The following is a 17557-nucleotide window of genomic DNA, read 5'->3' on the forward strand; positions in this document are numbered from 1 at the left end:
TCAGCTTTACAGTGCAACTCAATCACCCGAGCCAAGTATTACAAACGACTATATAGAGCTGCGCCGCGAGTTTCTTGCCACAGTTGAAAGCTCAGGCATCGTGAAAAGGGATATTGGCAATTTTTATTATGAGCTTGGTGCGATTGACACACCGTACAAGCATTTCATTACATTTGTTCCCAACAGCAAGCCTGACACCTATTTCGGCATTGGAACAAATAGCAATTCGAGCGTATTCATCAAATTAATGTTTAATAAAAAAGGAGACAAGGCTGATGGCCAGTAAGTACACGGATGTAAGCAACGATGAGGTTAAGCGCATTATAGAAGGTTTTTTCGGTAAGCCTTATGCTATGCGAGTAAACGTTAATGACAAGGTTATAGAGCTTGTATGGGAAATGGTTAGCAAGTCAGAAGAGTGCAGTGATGCGATGGATCTTGTGCCTAGGCCTCACGGTATCGTGGCTGGCCCTAAGTATGTCGCACAACAGCTGCGTGGCATAGCGCGGCGCTTACTAAAAGGGGACGTTCGCATTTACCACATTTGCAAGCGAGCAGCTTCACTCCAATACCGTACACGTATAGATTTGGCTAGTAGAGGCCTTTAAGCACCTGTTGGGGCCAATGGCCCCTTTACTTAATCACTTGTTTTAATGCTCATAGTAACTCGGTCTTTCTCGGGGCGAATAAATAACCCTTCCCACCGAATGTATTGGAGCAGGTACCTATAAACTCGTAGTCATTGAGCTCTGATATTTTGAGTTCACTCATCGTTTTGGCCCCGTCCGGCCTCATCATCCCGTACTCGGGGAAGTCCCGATAGTTTTCCGGCACTAAGGTCATTTTCTTTTGCTTTCGCTTTTCACTAGCTTGGCGGCGCGCTTTATTTGCCTCCCGCCTACGGTTCTCTTCTTCGAAATGCTCATCCACGGCAATATCAAGCTGGCGCGTGAGCTCAGCATCATACTGTGCAGAGTGAGCGTTCCTTTCATCCAACGCTATTTGCTCATAGCTGCATGCGTCCACCAGCTTTACCCACTGGCCACCAGTAAAAGTGTTGGCATAGCGGTGCATAACACAAACAATCGGCGGGAGTTCTTCAACCGGCACGCTTAAACCATATCTAGCGGCAGTCTGTTTGAGTAAGCGCATATCGAAACCTGAGTTGTATATCTTAATAGCCTTGGCGCCGAGTAGAATGCTCACCACTTGATCATGCACCTCCGGCCAAGTAGGGCAATCAACCAAGTCGCTTTTGCTAATACCGTGAATGTCCTGTACTTCAAGCGGTATGTCACCTTGACATTGAATGCGGGTATCGAACAGTACAGTACCGGCCTTATTGATAATGGCCAGCTCTATGATCTCAGCGTGCTCATGTAAATCGGTTGTCTCAGTATCGAGGTAAAGCACCTCTTTTTCGCTGGTGGCTGGGTTAGGGATCATGATCACGCTATTTCCCCTCGTTCCAATTGCGCTAACTCTTCTTTAAGCTCATCAATACATGCCTTTGACTGTTTAATGCTCCGGTGATGCTTCTTAATGCTCTCTTTCTTAAGCTCGATACGCGCTTGAATGAGCTCTTTGAGTGATAACGGGTATCGATGGCGCTTACTCCAACTGACCTTGCTTTTCGCTCGGCCCTCAGCATTTTCATGCTCATAATCACAAACCATATAATGCTCTGTACAGTGCAAGCCTAAACCATCAGCATTGAGCTCTAGCTGCTTAAATTCGGGCGAAATACAGAAAGGGCAATACCATGGGGCATTAAGATCTATTTCTTTAATCTCACCCTCAAACGGCTCGAAGTGCTTAATGCCGCTCACGCGATCACGCATTAGCTGGCGCTCTCTTTCTTGTTGCTCTGGTGTCATGCGCTTACCCCTTCCTGCTTTTGATTAGCTTAGCAATACCGGCGTGCTTCATTTGTGCCTGACGCGAGTAACGCGCAACCATTTTCGGGTCATTCCAGCCGCCGGACATTTGTATTTCGAACCCATCTAAACCTGCCTCTGCCATCGACACCACAGCACCCACACGAAAGCTGTGTGTTGAATATTGGCTGGCATCCATTCCACACCGGATAAGAACGTTGCGCATAGCATTTAAATAGGTCTGATATTGAATGTGCGTATCGAGCACAGCAGAGCCTTTATTCATGGACCGAAAGACATAGCCGACACTCTTGCCGCTTTCTTTTTTCCACTGCCGGTAGAGCTCCAAGCACTCATCAGAAAGATAGCTATAGCCACCTTCACCGTCTTGGTCATTTTTACGCTGAGGAATAAACAACGTGTTATCTCGCTCACTAATGTGTTTGTGCTCGATACTGCACAGTTCCTCGGCGCGAAGTAGGGCGCTGAACGCAATGTTTATAGCTAGCAGGTCACGCAAGTCTTTAAGGCTCGCCACTTCGAAATGCTCGTTTATGTACTCCATATCCTCGATGCGCAAGGGGGAAGCCTGACGTTGCGCCTTTGGTTTATCTCGCAAACAGAGCTTTGTATGATCAGCTACGTACTTAGATACTTTAACTGGGTTCGGTAGCTCACATATCTGCATTAAAACCGACAACGTGGCCAGACGGCGCTCGATGGTAGCCCGAGTTAGATGCGAAGCCACCAGCTCATCTACGTATTTCATGTATGACTGTTTAGCCAACTCAAAATCTGTTGTGATGTAGTCATAGCCGAAACGCTTGCAAAACTCTTGGTAGTCGGCCATATCGGACATATATGCACGCCGAGTATTAGCAGGGTACTTAGCAAAAAGCTCATCCCATTTGGCTAAGTTATTAGCAGCGCGGCGCATCTTATACGCATCATCATTATTTAACTGCTCTTTTTTTATTAGCTGCTGGTGGAGTGTCATTGTTCATCCTATTATAGAAACCGATATAATCACTTTCAGCCCAGTGCGGAATAATAAATTAATCAGTTTAATTTTGCCTTAGCAAGCGCCGTCACTGGGCGCTTTTGCTGCAAGCAACCTTTCAATTATTGCAATAATTCAATTCTTAGGTATCATTCGCCACTTATCAAATTCCACTGTAGTTGGGGAGTTTGGTATTACTTGCAAATACTAAGGCGGCGTAAGCACCCGCCTTATTTCCTTAAGACTTCGTTTTTACTTGAAACTTTGCACCGCAACTCAAACAAACCATGCGTTTAGCGCCTGAGCGGGTCTGTTTAAGCTGACCATTACACTCTGTGCAACTTTTTCCATTCAAGTAGTTAGCCATCATTTTGTTGATACCCTCAACGTTAGACTTGCGCTGAGGTTCTACAGGATAGCCAAGCGCCTTTGCAACTCGGCGGTACTCTTTTGCAATCCACTTACCGTCCGGCTCATGGTGAAGGCCATCGCCCATCATATCGCCTAGGCGCACCAGCTGGCGATGAAGGCGCTCTTTATTTTCGCTCTGGCCACTCATTGCTGATCGCCTTCTGGCAAGAACTCCGCCACCAATGGCACACAAAGAACAACAGCGCCTTGCATGTGGTAGGAAGTAGGTGCTTGAGAAATTCGATTAATCAGCCAAATCCAAGCCTGCATTAATTTAGAGTGCTCGCTATTTTCTTCAAATTCCTCTTTAAATGACTGGTACCGTTCCTGTGAATGCTTAAATAGCTCCGTCCTTTCACAAAGGCGAGCTAAGTCTTTAAATTGATGCGCTAGCGCTATGATGTCGGCCTCGGTAGCCTCATCAGGCAACGTATCAAAGATAGCTATCATTTTCTCTCTAATTATACCCATATCACCCCCTGAGGCTTAAAAGGCTGGCCGAGTGTGATAGGCTCGTCACTTCCGATTCAAGCCTGACTAACTCTTCCCAGCGCTTTTCATCTTTTCCGTTTGTCATATCACCAATGCGCTTAATAATGGCTTTTTGACGCTTCGTGGCACCGTCTAACCACCGCAAAAACTCTGGCGATGTTCGCTCACCAAGCGTTTTATATTCATCCAGCTTTTTCTTGGACTCTAACTGCAAATCAATAAGCTCTTGCGCTGGGTTGCTGTTACACAGCGCCTTTAGCTTGTCTCTCTGCTTGGTAAGGCGTGCGATTTCCTTATTAATGGCATTAATGGCTGGCTGGTGGTTCATTCTGCACTCCCTAACGCAGCAGCCTCGCTCAATAGCTTGGCTAGGCTGTCTTCTAAATCTGAGTATTCAATATCGCAGTTTTCAGACAGCACCACGTTGCCGTGAACCCACTTTTTAGCCTCTTTGCGATGGCTTTGATGTGCACCACCATGAACGATATTAAATAGCTGAGGGATGGTTAAAAGCTTATCTCCGGTTACTGGAAATATTAGCTTCATAAAGCCTTCCGGTTCCCAACCATAAAAAGGTGCCTCATGCTTGTCTTCACTTGGCTCTTTAAACCCTTTATGCCATGGCCAGACGTTACAACCGGCTTTGATGTATAGGCCAGCCACTATGTAATAGTCGGCCAATGTTTCACAGCGCACCGCCGTTTCAAACAGCTTGTTTTTAAGATCTTTCTGCCTTCTCATTATCGTTAGGTTTTGCTGTTCACTCATGCCGGTACCTTTTCTAATTTGTTTTCTTTAATGCCATGATCAAAACCCATAGCTTGGTTATCGATTAAGCTAATCGGTGCGCATTTAGTAACCCGGTCATCAAAATATAACTTGGGCCACATAACCAAACCAGAACCATCAGCCGCAATGCTTAACGCTTGATGCAGGGTGTATGCCTGAGCCTTGCTGTAGTTGTCTGTGTAAAGCTGGCCATCATTTGCCGCATCTTCGCTTATGTAATGAATGTAATTGCCGTTATACATATTCGCTCGCTGAATAATGTACTCATCACCGGCGTAACTAACCGACTCAGCTTTACTGATATGCTGAACATCGATGGCTGGGTAACTAATTGCCTCGGCACAACTCAAAAGGATAGGGATGTCAGTCCTGCGACTATCATGTATGGCCTGCGCTTCTTCCAAGGTAAAGCGGCGCGCTTTATCTATATGCGAGTTGTAGCCGCTACCTTGCGACCAGAACATTGCGTTGTAACCTAAGTCTGAACGAGTATCACGCATGATGAATAGGGGAGTCTCTGCGCTCATGCTATTTCTCCGCCTCAGCCAACTGCCTCACAAAGCTCTTTAGGTATGCAGCTGACGTGTTAACTAGAATCGTTTTATCCACGGTCACACCGTCATCGCATAGCGTTGCAAGGCTAAAGTTACTATGGCCATCAATAAGTATCGCATGGAAAATACCACTATCTTCCTTTAGGTCATCCATAACATCGCACAGGTGTGTGAGCTCTTCTGAGCGCACAAATGACGCATCGTTAACTCGAATATAGCCCTCGGCCAATGCCTCATCTGAGGTGGTCATAAAAGCAGTAAAACCGCCATCTTGGCTTGGCTCTTCGGTGTTGCTCATAATGGCATTCGCCCTTAGCAGCTCGCTAAGGCTGTAAGTCTTGAACTTGTCAAAAAGCTCCGGCTTCAACTCTTCTATGCCATTGATGGCAAACATCACGTTCATAGCAGCTGCGTGGATCTCTTTAGCCCATTCAATGGTCATAGTGGCTGTAGAGAGGGATAGGGCGCTTACTGACACATAACCGGCCTTATCGGTTATATAAGCAGCGGGTTCGCCGCCTGCGTCAGTTGATAGCGATTTGATGGTATGGCCGAAGCTTGTAGGTTGGCCACCAACAATGCTGTGATAGTTGACCTTATCACCGACGTAAAGAGAATTGCTCATAGTGAGCCCCGAAGTGAATACCGACATGCTAAATACCTCCTGCCAAGTCATACTGGGCAAGCTCACGCTCAAGCGCTATACGTTCTCTTTCTTCATCAATGCGCTTTAGTATTCGGGCTCTTTTTCTCTCTGAATCAGAGAGCTCATGTGGTTTTGATGGTGGGGCACCTTCCTTGCGAATAACAATAGGTTTGCCTTGGTGGGGCTTTTTCTTAACTGGCTGCTTGGCTTTTTTAGTAACGGATGGTTGGTGCTTCTTGTATTCTTTTCGCACGCAACCGCAGCCGGTGACAACGCCCAAGTTTGGTGCGCCAACGCTTTTCTTTAAACCGCAAACGCACTGGCATTTATACTGGCGAACTCCACGATTGTTAGTTCCTAGATCTTCTAAAACAGTCCAGTTTTTATATCTTTCACCTATTTTTATATCTGCAACTTTCATGACTCATAATCTCCAAATTACAAAAGCAAGTCCCATTTAACATATACACATCATGTTAGGATGTCGTGTTAGGATGAAACTATAGATCATGGAATCTGAAATAGCTATAGATAATTCCACTTATCTATAGCTATTTATGAAAATGAGCACTTGTATCAATCTCGAACAATTATTTTTATGCGGTGCTGTCGAAATAACCAGTATGTTAAATCTTTGCTAATAGTGTAATAATTACCCGATATAGGACAAAACTATTACCCTGTCAAAAAGCAAAGTGGCACAAACGTTGAATAAGAATACTCCGTCAAAATTAATCGAGTTATGGATAAGCGCTAGCCTGCGCCCCTCTACTCTGTTTACAAAAAGGAGCTACCTTATGAAAACACTTAAATTGGCCGCTTTGGCTATGACTTGTCTATCGGTTAGCGCAATGGCCGCAACCCCCGCTGTAGAGAAAGAAACTGACGTTTCGTGCTTTGCGGAAAGCTCGGCTCAACGTGGTGGCGGCATGCTCCCGCCCGACCTAGATGTTAAGCGTGGCGGCGGCATGCTCCCACCAGACGGTAAAAAGAAAGAAAACTAAAACCTCTCAAAATGTAGAAAAAGTTTCGTTTTTACTGCGAATATGCAGGTTTTATTGATAGAATCCCCTTAACGTTTGTGAGGGGATTTTTTTTATGGATGAGTTGTTAAGCGATATAGCGCTGCTTTTTTCAACTACAGAAACAAGTTTGGGGTGGGATCACTCAATCGCTAGCTACCTCTCAGATCACGGCTTTACCCTGTCCCTAGGTCTGTTCCTTGTCTACACTATCTTCTGCTCTACACTCGAAGTGAAACACTCAAACAACAGTGGCGAGCGCTCAATAAGTGGATACCTGTCATCATTAAGCTCCGACTCATGCTCGACAGTAATTTCAGCAACGATACTCTTTCTGAGCTATTTATTTTCCACGTTAAACTATCGAATTTTCACTTTCCTCCAAGGCAATATAGACAGCGAGAAGACTTGGGGTTCTGATGTTTACCTTTCCTATGTTCTGACAGACTCGCTTACTCTATTTGTAATTATCGGGCTGCATGCAGCATTTAGGGTTAAGTTCTCATTTATATCTCGCCGCATCGCACACATGATGATGTACTGCTCAGCGGCAAACATAGTATTCTATTTAGCCTTATACCTTTATGGCGAGCTAGAGATCATATCGTACTCATTCTACCTGCTCATAGCAGGTGTATACGTTATAGTAATCAACGCCTCTACGTGGGGAACCTTAGCTATAATCGTAAAACCTCAATTAGCACAAAGGCTGTGGTCAAAAGTTAAAGAGGTATTCACAACCAAGCTATTGCCAGCAGTAACGAAACAATCTGCGAGAGTAGGATAATGTCAGCACTCATACTATTTTCATTTCTTTATCTTTTCACGGTGCTAGCTTACATTAAGCGCGACTCACTTATTGTGGGTGTCAAAGCAAAGAGCTCAGTGAGTGAATTGTTAAGTGTGGCCGAAGCGGCCAAGGCCACAAATGATCCAGAAGAGAAGTTCGCGCTACTAAAACGGTATGATGAACTTAGCGCGAAATTAGCAGAAGAGCTCGCCTCTGATCAAACTAAAGCCAAGGTTGACGAAACTGTCTTCCACCAGCCATTTGATGAAATAGATGAAGTTGAAGAACCACCCAATAACGTAACATCTATATCGAGCTTTGCATCCAAGAAAAGAGCGTAACAAAAAGGCCAGCGTCATGCTGGCCTTTACTTATTCTACGGTAGGTAGCTAGATAGCCTAAACGGCTCGCTTATGCTCTTCCTCGCCTTCGCTATCTACTTGCTCACCGACATCGATGTTAAGCTCGCTCTTTATTTCTTCTAAGAATCTGCGTAGTGCCGTTTCCATACCTGCAGCTGATGAGTATAGGTCAAAGCGGTTGCCCTCAAAAATGGCATGCCTTAACTTGCTGGCCATGGTATCCCAGTCTGCCTCGCTAACCCTTAGCTTTGGCTTCTCACCAAATATCAAATAATCCAGCGCCGCCCCTGTGTCTAGGTGGCATTTTACAGCCGGATAAAACGGCAACTTAGGTCTGCTAGACCAGCCATCAATTGTCGATACCTTACCACTCATTCCTAGCTTATCAGCTAAGTCTTGATTCCGTTCGATACCGTATGACTCGCGAATACGCTTCAATACAGCCTTAACCCACTCCCTGCGTTCCTCTTCGGGCAAGCTCTTAAACAGACGCTCATCCGGCAGCATAACTTCTACTGTGTTATCTTCCATTTTAAATAGCCTATCACTTGCAAATTACATACATAATATATCAAAAATTAGACATTATGAATAACAACCTTTCAATTTTTGAGAATATGTAAGACATATCTCACAACGCAAAGGTCTCCATCCTACATACAAACCTGCAAACCTGTTATTTTGCATTGCTGAGTTTATGAAACCCTGCAAAATGCACTTTTTTTCGTGCCATTCAGCCGCACTTCATGATAGATTGTTTCCTGACAATGCAACACAGTTTGCTAAATCGACTTTTGGACAACCGATATGCTGGCAGTACCACAAACACTAGAGATAAATAAAATGAACGCACCACTCTCCGTTCAATACCAGTTTGAGCACCTAATTGCTCAAAGCCAAGAGTTAACAGGTGAAATCTGTATAGACACAATACGTGCGGAACTATCCGCCCAGCACAAGCACATGAGCACCATTGAGCTAAATGAAGTCATGCAGGCAGTAGAGGAATACGTCAGTGAATATATCTAACAGAAACGAATTAGAATCGCTGGTGGCAGGCGCATTAATGAGCCTAGGCGTTATACTTGGCGGCGTGGGCCTTGGGTACCCTCCCCTTATTTTAGCAAACGCTATCCTTTTCATCGTGGCCAGCTACATAATCATCAGCACCACCAGCAAACTAAATAAAGTGTTCTGCTTCTTGCTGGGCAGCTTACCAACCGGCACATGCTTTTACTTCCTCCATGAATTTGCAGGTGACACATATTTGAAAATATCAGCTGTAGTCGTGGCCGGTGCATTGACTTACTTTATCGCTGATCGCCTCGCCAAAATGAGCTAGCCGAACCAATAAGAACACCAACCAACTAACCGGCTCTAGGGCCGGTTTTCATCCTAAAGAGATAATAAAAAGCTAATCCAGCCATACCTTTCAGCAATCAACGCAAAAACTTTTCCTTATCAAACATCGCAATTTATGAAAAAATCCCCAGTTGAAGACGCAAAATTTGTGCGTTATTAACTGGTTAAGGTACAGCGTGCGTTAATTGGCAGATAAGAACGGTATTGACATTTATTACAATAAAACCGTTACTTAGTAACCATGCACTGCCTAACAAATACTTTAGTTGGAAGTTTATGGAAACCCTAAAACTGTACGAGCAATTTAAAGAGCTTAAAAAAGACATCGAAGAGAAAGCACTCGAGCAAGCCGCCTACTATGAGAAAAGGGAAGACACCAAATGCCGGCCTTTGGTCGTTATTAAAGACGATGCCGAATTTGAGGTATGGAAAAACGCCATTGAACGGTTTAAAGAGCTAGCTAAAGCGCTGTGTGAAGGTGATCCAGTTAGATTTAAACCAAACGCCAAGATATTCAATCCTGCCCCGCTACTCTTAGACAACGTGTATAGATGCGAGATTAGAGAGTCCGATGCCATCAGCCAACGCAAAATCAAAAAGGAACTGATGGTGAAGAGAATGAAAAACCTCCTAGAGGCAGAAAAGTTCAAGTCCCACTCTTCCGGTGATCACTCTAAGATAGCCCTAATCCAAGAGCAGCTGGAACAAATGGAAAATGATGATGATGAGTTTTACCTTGTTAGAGCTGGTGGCTATAAAGACATTCGACTATTGATTCACTACAGCGAGAAGTATGAGGAACCGGAAAAATACAACCTTTCTTATACTGGCGCTTTCATTCGCCCCCAAAAGGGCAGAGAAAACAGCGTCCTCTCGCTCCCTCAAGAGTCCAGAATGCTAAATGGTCGAACGCCTAAGCTAGACTGGGCCGGTGTCAAAAGAATCGAGCACAGCATCGTTCAGCGGGGCATTGTATATAGCTACAACAGCTATGAGAACATGAAAAGAAGAGCCACAAAAAAGTAACTGGCCCTAATGGCCACCAGCCGGTGGCCACCCCCTACTCTTTATTCAATATATCCAGTTCTTCTTGCATAACATCCCCCATCATTTCGTCAGCCCATGAGCCGACCTTCCGGCGCTCTGCCTTCACGGATGCACTGATCTCTGTATTATGAGGAATATAGCGGACAAGATGCGCGAAACAGTAAGTATCCCACCTATCAGGTGAAGGAATGCCCATCTTTTCTCGCATGATCTCTTTGCTGTATATCTGGTACTGGCCCTTTTCATTGATTTTGTAAGGTATCTTACTAGCCTGCTCCTTGGTCTTGTCGCTTGGGTCAACCTTCATACGCCCATCTTTGACTGCCCTGTGCGCCATAACCGTAGCGTAGGCCCGTTCGTTGATATAGGTGATCTTATCCATATCACTGAACATAGTATCGCCCCAGTTAATACGCTGGACACGCAAACCCGCCTCTTCCATTATCTTAGCCGAGTCGCTGCCCACACCGCCGTTATCCACTCCCACCACGATATTAGGGTAGTTACTACTGTTTATGTATGCGGACACCTCGCGACCAAAGTCTATGGGGTCTATATCGCCGCCAAACTCCTTTATCGAGGTCGGCTTAAACTTTCGCTCCAAGCCATCACCGACAACCTTACCTATCAGCATAACTGACTTGTCTCGCCCATTACCAACGTCACACAGGGCCACCCAGCCCCAATTATCACCCAACTCTGGATTCGCGCTGGTGGCCTTTTCTATTTGCGTCATAGACGTTAAGAAACCGGCAAGCGTTTTAGGGAACTCCCCCCGCACTTTAATCATGTATTGCGGGGAATTTCGGCCTCCAAACTTATACGCCGCATCGAGCAGGTACTTAACCGTTACCCATGGGGAAAACTCTGAGTTAAATACAAGGGATGTCCACTTGCCTTTAGGGTTCTTCTGCTTACACAGGCGATGATGTGAGTCAAAGAAGCGGCCTACGTTGCGTGTAGGCTGTGACAGCATCAAAAACCGGTTATCTGTCTCTGTGCACGCCCCATCCATGATGTCGATTGCTTTATCAGATAGACCACTGGCCTCATCGACAATATAGAGCATGTGCTTGGCGTGCTCACCGGCAAGCGCTTCTTCATTACCTAAGCGATAACCTTTCGTTAATACACACCATACGCCCTTGCCATTTATTTCATGGAACTCTGTTTCTGTTAGGACAAAGTAAGGGCGAAGCCAAGGGAAGCGTTTGCACACTTCCTTCCAGTTCATTTTGACGTATTTAAATACTGCAGCCCGAACCTGAGCTATTTTGTTCGCAACGAGAATGACACGCGCATTAGGGTGAAAGAACATAAACAGCATCGTGATAATGCTAGACATATCCGACTTACCAGTACCGTGACCTGATGACACGGAAGTAAAAGAGCCTGTTTTCTGCACCTCTTTTAAAAGCTTCTGCTGCTGGCGTGAAGGCATCTTACCGAACAGCTCGACACTCGCCCTTACCCAATTCTTTCTGTAGCGCTTACAAAAGTCTAAATAGCGCGGGTCTTGGTTAATACTTGGTTGTGCAAAGGGCATTATTCAATGACCTCAACAACGTCTTCACCTTCCTGATTATCAAGCTGAGCAATGGCCGCTTGGCGCTCTTCCATGAATGAGGTATCCCATTCCTCATTTTTAGTTTCAAATTCGTCCATCAGCGCATCCAGCTCTTCGGCTGTAATTTCAGGTAAGTCCGGCTTCTCTGGCTCACGCATTGCAATTTCTTTATTTGCCTCGGCCATAACTATGCTGGGTACCGGCAAACCTTGACGCTCAAAAAGATACGCCGCTTCAACGCCACTGAGTTCTTTCTCATCTTTGAATGCGATGAGCTGCTCGGTGAGCTCCATTTGTTCAACTTTTGTGAGCGGGTGAGCCTCGCGCTGCATGTAATAAAGGCGCTCTTCTTCAATCGCTATTTGCTGCTGCTTTTGCTGGAATTTCGCTAAAGCAGACTCTACTTTAGTCATGGGTTCAGAAGCCCCAAAGATGATGCGCGACTTTGCCTGAGATATAGGCATGACATTACCTAGGTCATCTTTCCAAGGCTGCTCATTGGCGTAGTCTTCTTCTAGCTTTTCTAATGCCTGCTGTTGGGTGCGATACATTTGCAGATAGCGAGCTGACATTAATTGCACTATCCCGCCAGTTTCGTTTAACAGGCCTGCCGCTTCTCGTATGTCTTCATCGACTTTGGCCAAGTCCATGTAGCCGCCATGTGTAGCGCCACTAAAGTTCAAACCTCCCACATTGCGCGCAGGCAAGCCCATCGTTTCACGCGAAGGGTAAGAGAGGCCATTTTTGTGATCGGGCTCTTCACTATTTTTTTTCTTTTTGCGACTTGCGCCAGTGAGGGGGTTTGTTTTTTCGCCCCCTCTACTCTTACCCCGCGCCGCTACTGGCCTGTCTGATTTGTTAGGCTTGCGTGATCGATCAGCCTTCTTAGGTGATCGATCACTTTTGGAGTGATCACCCTCGCGCTCTTTTTTAATTTTGTTTAAAGAGCGTCTAGCGCTGTTAACGTTCAAATTTTTGGCGCGTGCGAACTCAGCCATGCTAAGACTGGTGCTGTCTTTACAGGCTTCTACGTACTCATCATAAAGCGCATTCCAATCATTTTTGGACAAAACGACTTCCAATTACATCCTAACAAAACGTTTATATGCTACCGGTAAGAGATAACTCGATCACCAACTTTCAAGTGATCGATCACTAAATGACTTAACAAGCCCTTATAAAACAATTATATTGGGCATCATCAAAGGTGATTTTGTTGTCCTAACAAGAAATGAAAAAAGAGAGTAAAGCGGCTAAATTTAAGCGACTCAGAAGAGAGCAAGGTTTTAAATATCGCGGATACTGGTTATCAAAGGGTGCAATCGATGCGCTGAACCATACGCACAATAATCTGGTTGAAGAGGCGGCTAACTTGGATGGAACAGTCGATACCGCCATTCAGATTGTGGGAAGCTTAAGTAAAGAAGAGTTTGAACACCTTGTTAAGCGCGTTACTCGCTAAATGAGCGGCGCAGCACCTCCGATATTTCATCGTGCCATTGGTTGGGTGTTAAATCACTGTAAGCGGTCACTTTGACACCCCCAAGGCTAACATCGATGTAAGGTGACTCTAAATAAGTGCCGTCTAAGCGCTCTACACTAAATAGCTTAGCTGCCGAATCAAAATTAACCTTGCACCCAAACCGAGCTGCAATTTTAGCTAATTCGGCCTCAGTAACTCGCTCAGCGAGTTTTAACAATAGCGCCTGCCGATTGCTCGAGTTTTCTTTTAACACCGCTGACGGGCAATACAAGGTCGCATTATCTGTGTGCGAACCGGCCTCTTCCACAACGCCTAAGCCTAAAAACTTTTCTAGGTCTGATGGGCGGATTTGAGCAACAGGCTTTTCATCGCCAGTTGGCCACAAGTCCACTATCCAAACACCCTCAATTGCACTCTTGGAGCCTTTGGGACGAATCATGATATAACGATTGCTGGTACCCAATTCAGTCAGCTTGATTGCGAGGCCTTTCTGTCTTGGTGTTAACTTGTGAATATCCACTTATTTCTACCCTATTACTTAAGCTGTATATTTAAACAGTATCGAGCACTTTATAGCGAGTGCCAAACATTAATAGCTACACGCTGCTATGGTTCGCTAATTCTATCGATTATCTGTAGGCTTTTGAACTCCATAGCAACCATCACTTCCACATATAGACCGACACCATAAGAACACCCACTCACCGCTTATCACCTTCAAGCAGTTCAGATAAGAAATTAATACGCATACTACCAGCAAGCCGTAGCTCAGCTGTTTCATGCAAAAAGAACTCGTTGGCCAACTCATCATCTGTAAGCTCACCAGAAGGAAGCGTAGCGCGAATGTGGCATACTTTACTGATTAGCTCATGACTTCCTTCATATTTGCGCAAAACAGCCTGAGAGAGCCACCTGAGGCGCTCTTTAGCAGCGGTATAAACGCCAATACTCATTAGCTCACTTGGCAGCGTTTGCTTAAGTAACTCAGCCAATTCCTTATCACGCCAATGACCACCAGCAAGAGTATCTCTACTTTTTGAATAATCACCGCCGTATGGCTGCTCAAGCCCAGCTTGTTGCCATCGGTTAAAAGGTGTCGGTTTGACTTGTTCACTCATTTTCAGCAACCCACGTAAGAAAAATAAAAAGCCCCACAAAGGCAAGCAAATACAGGCCATCTGCCATACCTTCAACAATTATCAATATTGAATAAGCGCCTTTCATTACCGCTGCAACGCCTTTCGGCACTCGTTTAGATGCTCTTCATCCGCTTCTGACCATGAGCAAGGGTGCGTGGTTCTGTACCACTCCAAACCATTTATTGAGCGTTCTAGCAGCTCCACCAGCTTTGGTTGGTTATTCCAGCGCTTTTCCATTTCATGACCAAGCTTTTTCTTCTGCTCAAACGGTAGAGAGTTATTATTAATATCTGCAATAGCAATGTTTGGCCCAGCATCCCCATTGGCCCTCAGGCACAAATCTACTGCGGCATAATGCGGCTTGCTAGGAACGCAAACAAACTCTGTCTCATCCATATCTATAGAGCCGTTAAATACAGCCCCGCTAAAAATTAATTCATTAGTCATTATTTTTCCTTCGCTGTATTTACTGCCTCATCATAGCGCTGAGCTAATACAGCGATAACAGCTAATGCAATAAGTGATTTTTTGTATCTCATCTAAGCCCTACCCCTTTACTGCTTCTTCAAAGCTACGGTCTGTTTTGGCTATCAATCTATCTATTAGATCCTTCTCGCTCACTTGGCTTCTTCCTTTTCAATGCGGTAAGTGGCTGTTGAAGCTTTTACAGAGTGCTGAATGACAAATTGCTCGCTGCACTTATCACAACTGCGCATAGCCTTGCTGAACGTGTCAAAGGCCTCTTCTATTTTTGATGTGTTTTCTGCCCCGCACTCAGGGCATTTGTAGGTGGTTTCTATCACTTCTAACCCTCCAGTAAGGGTAAGCTGTCTATGTATTTGAGAAGCTTGTGTCTAAAGTCTTGCTCATCGGTGCCGTGAATCTCTATCTCCCATTCGCCAGCCTCGCCATTCTCAAAGTAAACATCGCCGGTACCATCAGGCTTTAAGTGGATAAATGCGTAACCTGCGGGAGTTTCCCACTCTTCTTCTTTGCAGCCGCAATGCTCATCAAAGCTTGATTTAAGTAACCGGCAATCATCAAATCCCGATGGTATGCGTTCAACCTTATGCACGACACAGTACCGGTCTTTATCAAAGTTCGCTGCGGCTGCTTTCTCGCCAGCTGCAAACACCTCGCTCGCCTCTGCAGTTGCATGAAACGCTTGCCACGTTATTCTGAACTTCCCGAACTGGCCGGTGCACTCAGTCATTAAATGGCCCCTTTCACAGGTGCTTTGCTGCGCTTGCTATACCATTTAGCCATTACTTGTTGTTACCTCTTGGCCGTTTTCATCCACATTTATGACGGGAACATCTGACCACTCAGTAACATAGCTACCATCATCGTCTTGGTGCTTTACCTGTCGCGCTGTTTGAAGCTTTATATAGCCATCAGGGTAGCTAACCACTCTCAAGTCAACGATTGGCGGCAGCACCTCTACATACTCCAACTTTGCATTGAACGTCTTACCGTCAAGTTTTCCTAAAATTACTTCTAAGTTATCTTTGTCACTCACTGGTTCTGACTCCTACAAACTCATAATTCCATGGTCGAGATTCGCATTGCCTTAAAAGACCACCAGCAAGCGCCCTTTCTATTAATCTAAAAGCTTGGTTATAGCTAAACCTTAAGAGGCGTTGAATGCGAGAAACACCAAAGACACCATTTAGCTGGCCATCTTCATGCAACTTCTTAAGCTGCTCTAATTCCGTATCTTCTAGTCGTTTATCTAGGGCGCTACTGTGTAAATCACTCATCACTTGTTTTGCTCGCTTTGATTGGCACAAGTATGCGCTTGCAGCTCTCTACTTTATTTGCCTTTTCGCAAGCTGACTTTTGTTGATAATCACCCCACATTGCAAAACCTAAAACAGCCGCAACAGCCAAATTGATTACACCGTTAGTTAACCGACTAAATAACTTATACTTGCGAGTTTCAGTCAAAATACGAACTGCTTGTTCGCAAGCCTCGCAACTCTCATTGGTTTTTGTTTTGTTTTCGTTAGTCATTATTTACCTCATGTGTTGTAAGCCACTTGAAGATAAGCCTTACCTCTTGGGAATGCCTTTCTTACCTTGCGGTCTAAGTGGTGAGTTTTTAAAAGCCTGTGCAATTGATTGTGTCTAATTGCTTCTAGTTGAGCGCGTAGCGTTATGCCTTTGCGCTTTTTGAATAAGTGAGCTTGATGATTGAACTTGGAGCGTATGGCCATCCAATGCTTATCGCACTTATCTAAAGACTCCACTACAAAGAGCCCTTTATTGGTGCTTTACCGCTATCTACCAGCTCTTTAACTTCATGAGCAAGAGGGTGTTCTTTTAGCGGTGTAGGCTCATTGTTTTTATTCTCTAGCGTCAAATAACCCTCTTCGGGGTATTCAGTGACGCAAATAGCCATCCCTTCATAAACGTGACTGTCATCCATTTGGACGCGCACGTTTTCGTGAAGCGTGTACTCAGTGTTTAAAAAGTCTTCCAGTTCAAGTCCTGAAAAGGTCTTGTCTTCATCTACAACTATGCCAGCCATAGAGCACATAGAAAGCAATTGCTTGGTGTCAAAGGTGATTGATTTACTCATCGTAAACATCCTTCCAAAATTGGGTTTAAATTGCCTACCGCTTTACTCGCCTCATCTACGAATGCGATTAACGGCTTCTTACGCTCTACCGGTCTAAAGCAAGGCTCAGATATTGGTTCAGGGTGAGTATCGAAGTTAACGCCGTGCTCTCTTAGTGCCTTAACCCATTGCTCTATTACTGCCGGTGAGCAGTGAGCGATAGCATCAGACCAAGTAGGGTTCCGCTCATGTTCTAACTTAAAGCGAACCTGATAAAACATAGAATCTCGGTTGTGTGGCTGATCACTGTCATGCTTAACCCCGCACTGCTGGCATTTATCCGCTGGTGGCGGTAATAGGTTCGCTGTAGTGAATTTCTTAGTTTCTACGTTCATTTGCTCTATCCTGACAATGCTTCAATACTTTTTCTAAGCTATGGCGAGCTTCATCTACCGC

Annotated in this window: 31 protein-coding genes; 9 read left to right on the forward strand and 22 right to left on the reverse strand. The window is 45.1% G+C overall.

Annotated elements, in window-relative coordinates:
- Together MHM93_RS14270 and MHM93_RS14275 are read left to right on the forward strand one after the other, a co-directional pair.
- A partial coding sequence (locus MHM93_RS14270) for a hypothetical protein (protein WP_239449525.1) occupies window positions 1-286 on the forward strand: 286 nt, incomplete at its 5' end.
- Complete coding sequence (locus tag MHM93_RS14275) at window positions 276-608, forward strand: hypothetical protein (protein ID WP_138590498.1); 333 nt, start codon at window positions 276-278, stop codon at window positions 606-608. The genes MHM93_RS14270 and MHM93_RS14275, both read left to right, overlap by 11 nt.
- Window positions 609-657: 49 nt before the next feature.
- On the opposite strand, the gene MHM93_RS14280 is transcribed toward MHM93_RS14275, so the two are convergent.
- The 10 genes from MHM93_RS14280 to MHM93_RS14325 form a co-directional block, all read right to left on the reverse strand.
- Entirely contained in the window at window positions 658-1446 is a 789-nt protein-coding gene (locus MHM93_RS14280) for a 3'-5' exonuclease (RefSeq protein WP_239449624.1), read from the reverse strand.
- 2 nt (window positions 1447-1448) lie between these two features.
- Window positions 1449-1877 (reverse strand): hypothetical protein, encoded by a 429-nt coding sequence (locus MHM93_RS14285; protein ID WP_239449526.1) that lies wholly within the window; start codon window positions 1875-1877, stop codon window positions 1449-1451.
- A gap of 4 nt (window positions 1878-1881) precedes the next feature.
- Entirely contained in the window at window positions 1882-2874 is a 993-nt protein-coding gene (locus MHM93_RS14290) for a tyrosine-type recombinase/integrase (protein ID WP_138590504.1), read from the reverse strand.
- A 241-nt stretch (window positions 2875-3115) separates the two neighbouring features.
- Window positions 3116-3436, reverse strand: coding sequence for a hypothetical protein (locus MHM93_RS14295; RefSeq protein ID WP_239449527.1), 321 nt, complete (start codon window positions 3434-3436; stop codon window positions 3116-3118).
- Window positions 3433-3759 (reverse strand): hypothetical protein, encoded by a 327-nt coding sequence (locus MHM93_RS14300; RefSeq protein WP_138590508.1) that lies wholly within the window; start codon window positions 3757-3759, stop codon window positions 3433-3435. The genes MHM93_RS14295 and MHM93_RS14300 overlap by 4 nt, the downstream gene beginning before the upstream one ends.
- Before the next feature lies 1 nt (window position 3760).
- A complete protein-coding gene (locus tag MHM93_RS14305; protein ID WP_239449528.1) occupies window positions 3761-4108 on the reverse strand; it encodes a hypothetical protein in 348 nt (115 codons plus the stop codon).
- On the reverse strand, window positions 4105-4548 hold the full coding sequence (locus tag MHM93_RS14310; RefSeq protein WP_239449529.1) for a hypothetical protein: 444 nt from the start codon (window positions 4546-4548) through the stop codon (window positions 4105-4107). The genes MHM93_RS14305 and MHM93_RS14310 overlap by 4 nt, the downstream gene beginning before the upstream one ends.
- A complete protein-coding gene (locus tag MHM93_RS14315) occupies window positions 4545-5096 on the reverse strand; it encodes a hypothetical protein (RefSeq protein ID WP_239449530.1) in 552 nt (183 codons plus the stop codon). The genes MHM93_RS14310 and MHM93_RS14315 overlap by 4 nt, the downstream gene beginning before the upstream one ends.
- A gap of 1 nt (window position 5097) precedes the next feature.
- On the reverse strand, window positions 5098-5748 hold the full coding sequence (locus MHM93_RS14320) for a hypothetical protein (protein WP_239449531.1): 651 nt from the start codon (window positions 5746-5748) through the stop codon (window positions 5098-5100).
- 28 nt (window positions 5749-5776) lie between these two features.
- Window positions 5777-6190, reverse strand: a complete 414-nt coding sequence (locus tag MHM93_RS14325) for a hypothetical protein (RefSeq protein WP_138590518.1) — start codon at window positions 6188-6190, stop codon at window positions 5777-5779.
- 376 nt (window positions 6191-6566) lie between these two features.
- Between MHM93_RS14325 and MHM93_RS14330 the strand changes: the two genes are divergently transcribed.
- The 3 genes from MHM93_RS14330 (at window position 6567) to MHM93_RS14340 (ending at window position 7922) form a co-directional block, all read left to right on the forward strand.
- Window positions 6567-6773: a hypothetical protein gene (locus MHM93_RS14330; RefSeq protein ID WP_239449532.1), complete on the forward strand. Its 207-nt coding sequence runs from the start codon at window positions 6567-6569 to the stop codon at window positions 6771-6773.
- A 94-nt stretch (window positions 6774-6867) separates the two neighbouring features.
- On the forward strand, window positions 6868-7578 hold the full coding sequence (locus MHM93_RS14335) for a hypothetical protein (protein WP_239449533.1): 711 nt from the start codon (window positions 6868-6870) through the stop codon (window positions 7576-7578).
- 98 nt (window positions 7579-7676) lie between these two features.
- Window positions 7677-7922 (forward strand): hypothetical protein, encoded by a 246-nt coding sequence (locus MHM93_RS14340; RefSeq protein WP_138590524.1) that lies wholly within the window; start codon window positions 7677-7679, stop codon window positions 7920-7922.
- A 57-nt stretch (window positions 7923-7979) separates the two neighbouring features.
- Here the strand turns inward: MHM93_RS14340 and MHM93_RS14345 are convergent, their stop codons facing one another.
- Window positions 7980-8474: a helix-turn-helix domain-containing protein gene (locus MHM93_RS14345; RefSeq protein ID WP_239449534.1), complete on the reverse strand. Its 495-nt coding sequence runs from the start codon at window positions 8472-8474 to the stop codon at window positions 7980-7982.
- 276 nt (window positions 8475-8750) lie between these two features.
- Here MHM93_RS14345 and MHM93_RS14350 point away from each other — a divergent pair, with 276 nt between their 5' ends.
- From MHM93_RS14350 to MHM93_RS14360, 3 genes are all read left to right on the forward strand, one after another.
- Entirely contained in the window at window positions 8751-8972 is a 222-nt protein-coding gene (locus MHM93_RS14350) for a hypothetical protein (protein ID WP_239449535.1), read from the forward strand.
- Window positions 8959-9285 carry a hypothetical protein gene (locus tag MHM93_RS14355; RefSeq protein WP_239449536.1) on the forward strand — a complete coding sequence of 109 codons (327 nt, stop codon included), beginning with the start codon at window positions 8959-8961 and terminating at the stop codon, window positions 9283-9285. The genes MHM93_RS14350 and MHM93_RS14355 overlap by 14 nt, the downstream gene beginning before the upstream one ends.
- A 296-nt stretch (window positions 9286-9581) precedes the next feature.
- Window positions 9582-10331 (forward strand): hypothetical protein, encoded by a 750-nt coding sequence (locus MHM93_RS14360; RefSeq protein WP_239449537.1) that lies wholly within the window; start codon window positions 9582-9584, stop codon window positions 10329-10331.
- A gap of 34 nt (window positions 10332-10365) precedes the next feature.
- Here the strand turns inward: MHM93_RS14360 and MHM93_RS14365 are convergent, their stop codons facing one another.
- Entirely contained in the window at window positions 10366-11898 is a 1533-nt protein-coding gene (locus tag MHM93_RS14365) for a terminase (RefSeq protein WP_239449538.1), read from the reverse strand.
- Complete coding sequence (locus MHM93_RS14370; RefSeq protein ID WP_239449539.1) at window positions 11898-12569, reverse strand: hypothetical protein; 672 nt, start codon at window positions 12567-12569, stop codon at window positions 11898-11900. Before MHM93_RS14370 ends, MHM93_RS14365 begins: the two co-directional genes overlap by 1 nt.
- Before the next feature lie 581 nt (window positions 12570-13150).
- Here MHM93_RS14370 and MHM93_RS14375 point away from each other — a divergent pair.
- On the forward strand, window positions 13151-13381 hold the full coding sequence (locus tag MHM93_RS14375; RefSeq protein WP_239449540.1) for a hypothetical protein: 231 nt from the start codon (window positions 13151-13153) through the stop codon (window positions 13379-13381).
- Here MHM93_RS14375 and MHM93_RS14380 read toward each other — a convergent pair.
- The 9 genes from MHM93_RS14380 to MHM93_RS14420 all read right to left on the reverse strand — a co-directional run bounded on the left by MHM93_RS14380 (window position 13371) and on the right by MHM93_RS14420 (window position 17496).
- Window positions 13371-13922, reverse strand: coding sequence for a hypothetical protein (locus MHM93_RS14380; RefSeq protein WP_239449541.1), 552 nt, complete (start codon window positions 13920-13922; stop codon window positions 13371-13373). The two genes, MHM93_RS14375 and MHM93_RS14380, sit on opposite strands and share 11 nt — an antisense overlap.
- A 181-nt stretch (window positions 13923-14103) precedes the next feature.
- Window positions 14104-14520, reverse strand: a complete 417-nt coding sequence (locus MHM93_RS14385; protein ID WP_239449542.1) for a hypothetical protein — start codon at window positions 14518-14520, stop codon at window positions 14104-14106.
- A gap of 105 nt (window positions 14521-14625) precedes the next feature.
- Window positions 14626-14988, reverse strand: a complete 363-nt coding sequence (locus MHM93_RS14390) for a hypothetical protein (RefSeq protein ID WP_239449543.1) — start codon at window positions 14986-14988, stop codon at window positions 14626-14628.
- A 170-nt stretch (window positions 14989-15158) separates the two neighbouring features.
- Window positions 15159-15344 carry a hypothetical protein gene (locus MHM93_RS14395; protein WP_239449544.1) on the reverse strand — a complete coding sequence of 62 codons (186 nt, stop codon included), beginning with the start codon at window positions 15342-15344 and terminating at the stop codon, window positions 15159-15161.
- Window positions 15345-15346: 2 nt separating this feature from the next.
- Entirely contained in the window at window positions 15347-15754 is a 408-nt protein-coding gene (locus MHM93_RS14400; protein WP_239449545.1) for a hypothetical protein, read from the reverse strand.
- A gap of 45 nt (window positions 15755-15799) precedes the next feature.
- Window positions 15800-16060 carry a hypothetical protein gene (locus MHM93_RS14405; protein ID WP_239449546.1) on the reverse strand — a complete coding sequence of 87 codons (261 nt, stop codon included), beginning with the start codon at window positions 16058-16060 and terminating at the stop codon, window positions 15800-15802.
- A 233-nt stretch (window positions 16061-16293) separates the two neighbouring features.
- Window positions 16294-16554, reverse strand: coding sequence for a hypothetical protein (locus tag MHM93_RS14410; protein WP_239449547.1), 261 nt, complete (start codon window positions 16552-16554; stop codon window positions 16294-16296).
- A gap of 235 nt (window positions 16555-16789) precedes the next feature.
- Complete coding sequence (locus MHM93_RS14415) at window positions 16790-17122, reverse strand: hypothetical protein (protein WP_239449548.1); 333 nt, start codon at window positions 17120-17122, stop codon at window positions 16790-16792.
- On the reverse strand, window positions 17119-17496 hold the full coding sequence (locus MHM93_RS14420; RefSeq protein ID WP_239449549.1) for a hypothetical protein: 378 nt from the start codon (window positions 17494-17496) through the stop codon (window positions 17119-17121). The genes MHM93_RS14415 and MHM93_RS14420 overlap by 4 nt, the downstream gene beginning before the upstream one ends.
- Window positions 17497-17557: the final 61 nt, after the last annotated feature.

This window comes from Pseudoalteromonas sp. MM17-2 (assembly GCF_022347945.1).
GTDB classification, from domain to species: domain Bacteria; phylum Pseudomonadota; class Gammaproteobacteria; order Enterobacterales; family Alteromonadaceae; genus Pseudoalteromonas; species Pseudoalteromonas ruthenica.

Bases quoted from the DNA above. Each gene is read 5' to 3' on its own strand.
- MHM93_RS14335 (WP_239449533.1), top strand. From the start codon at position 6,868: ATGGATGAGTTGTTAAGCGATATAGCGCTGCTTTTTTCAACTACAGAA.
- MHM93_RS14415 (WP_239449548.1), bottom strand. From the start codon at position 17,122: ATGAGTAAATCAATCACCTTTGACACCAAGCAATTGCTTTCTATGTGC.
- MHM93_RS14310 (WP_239449529.1), bottom strand. From the start codon at position 4,548: ATGAGTGAACAGCAAAACCTAACGATAATGAGAAGGCAGAAAGATCTT.
- MHM93_RS14390 (WP_239449543.1), bottom strand. From the start codon at position 14,988: ATGACTAATGAATTAATTTTTAGCGGGGCTGTATTTAACGGCTCTATA.
- MHM93_RS14295 (WP_239449527.1), bottom strand. From the start codon at position 3,436: ATGAGTGGCCAGAGCGAAAATAAAGAGCGCCTTCATCGCCAGCTGGTG.
- MHM93_RS14360 (WP_239449537.1), top strand. From the start codon at position 9,582: ATGGAAACCCTAAAACTGTACGAGCAATTTAAAGAGCTTAAAAAAGAC.
- MHM93_RS14400 (WP_239449545.1), bottom strand. From the start codon at position 15,754: ATGACTGAGTGCACCGGCCAGTTCGGGAAGTTCAGAATAACGTGGCAA.
- MHM93_RS14315 (WP_239449530.1), bottom strand. From the start codon at position 5,096: ATGAGCGCAGAGACTCCCCTATTCATCATGCGTGATACTCGTTCAGAC.
- MHM93_RS14325 (WP_138590518.1), bottom strand. From the start codon at position 6,190: ATGAAAGTTGCAGATATAAAAATAGGTGAAAGATATAAAAACTGGACT.
- MHM93_RS14275 (WP_138590498.1), top strand. From the start codon at position 276: ATGGCCAGTAAGTACACGGATGTAAGCAACGATGAGGTTAAGCGCATT.
- MHM93_RS14285 (WP_239449526.1), bottom strand. From the start codon at position 1,877: ATGACACCAGAGCAACAAGAAAGAGAGCGCCAGCTAATGCGTGATCGC.
- MHM93_RS14300 (WP_138590508.1), bottom strand. From the start codon at position 3,759: ATGGGTATAATTAGAGAGAAAATGATAGCTATCTTTGATACGTTGCCT.
- MHM93_RS14350 (WP_239449535.1), top strand. From the start codon at position 8,751: ATGCTGGCAGTACCACAAACACTAGAGATAAATAAAATGAACGCACCA.
- MHM93_RS14290 (WP_138590504.1), bottom strand. From the start codon at position 2,874: ATGACACTCCACCAGCAGCTAATAAAAAAAGAGCAGTTAAATAATGAT.
- MHM93_RS14320 (WP_239449531.1), bottom strand. From the start codon at position 5,748: ATGAGCAATTCTCTTTACGTCGGTGATAAGGTCAACTATCACAGCATT.
- MHM93_RS14280 (WP_239449624.1), bottom strand. From the start codon at position 1,446: ATGATCCCTAACCCAGCCACCAGCGAAAAAGAGGTGCTTTACCTCGAT.
- MHM93_RS14375 (WP_239449540.1), top strand. From the start codon at position 13,151: ATGAAAAAAGAGAGTAAAGCGGCTAAATTTAAGCGACTCAGAAGAGAG.
- MHM93_RS14420 (WP_239449549.1), bottom strand. From the start codon at position 17,496: ATGAACGTAGAAACTAAGAAATTCACTACAGCGAACCTATTACCGCCA.
- MHM93_RS14305 (WP_239449528.1), bottom strand. From the start codon at position 4,108: ATGAACCACCAGCCAGCCATTAATGCCATTAATAAGGAAATCGCACGC.
- MHM93_RS14370 (WP_239449539.1), bottom strand. From the start codon at position 12,569: ATGGACTTGGCCAAAGTCGATGAAGACATACGAGAAGCGGCAGGCCTG.
- MHM93_RS14330 (WP_239449532.1), top strand. From the start codon at position 6,567: ATGAAAACACTTAAATTGGCCGCTTTGGCTATGACTTGTCTATCGGTT.
- MHM93_RS14345 (WP_239449534.1), bottom strand. From the start codon at position 8,474: ATGGAAGATAACACAGTAGAAGTTATGCTGCCGGATGAGCGTCTGTTT.
- MHM93_RS14385 (WP_239449542.1), bottom strand. From the start codon at position 14,520: ATGAGTGAACAAGTCAAACCGACACCTTTTAACCGATGGCAACAAGCT.
- MHM93_RS14410 (WP_239449547.1), bottom strand. From the start codon at position 16,554: ATGACTAACGAAAACAAAACAAAAACCAATGAGAGTTGCGAGGCTTGC.
- MHM93_RS14365 (WP_239449538.1), bottom strand. From the start codon at position 11,898: ATGCCCTTTGCACAACCAAGTATTAACCAAGACCCGCGCTATTTAGAC.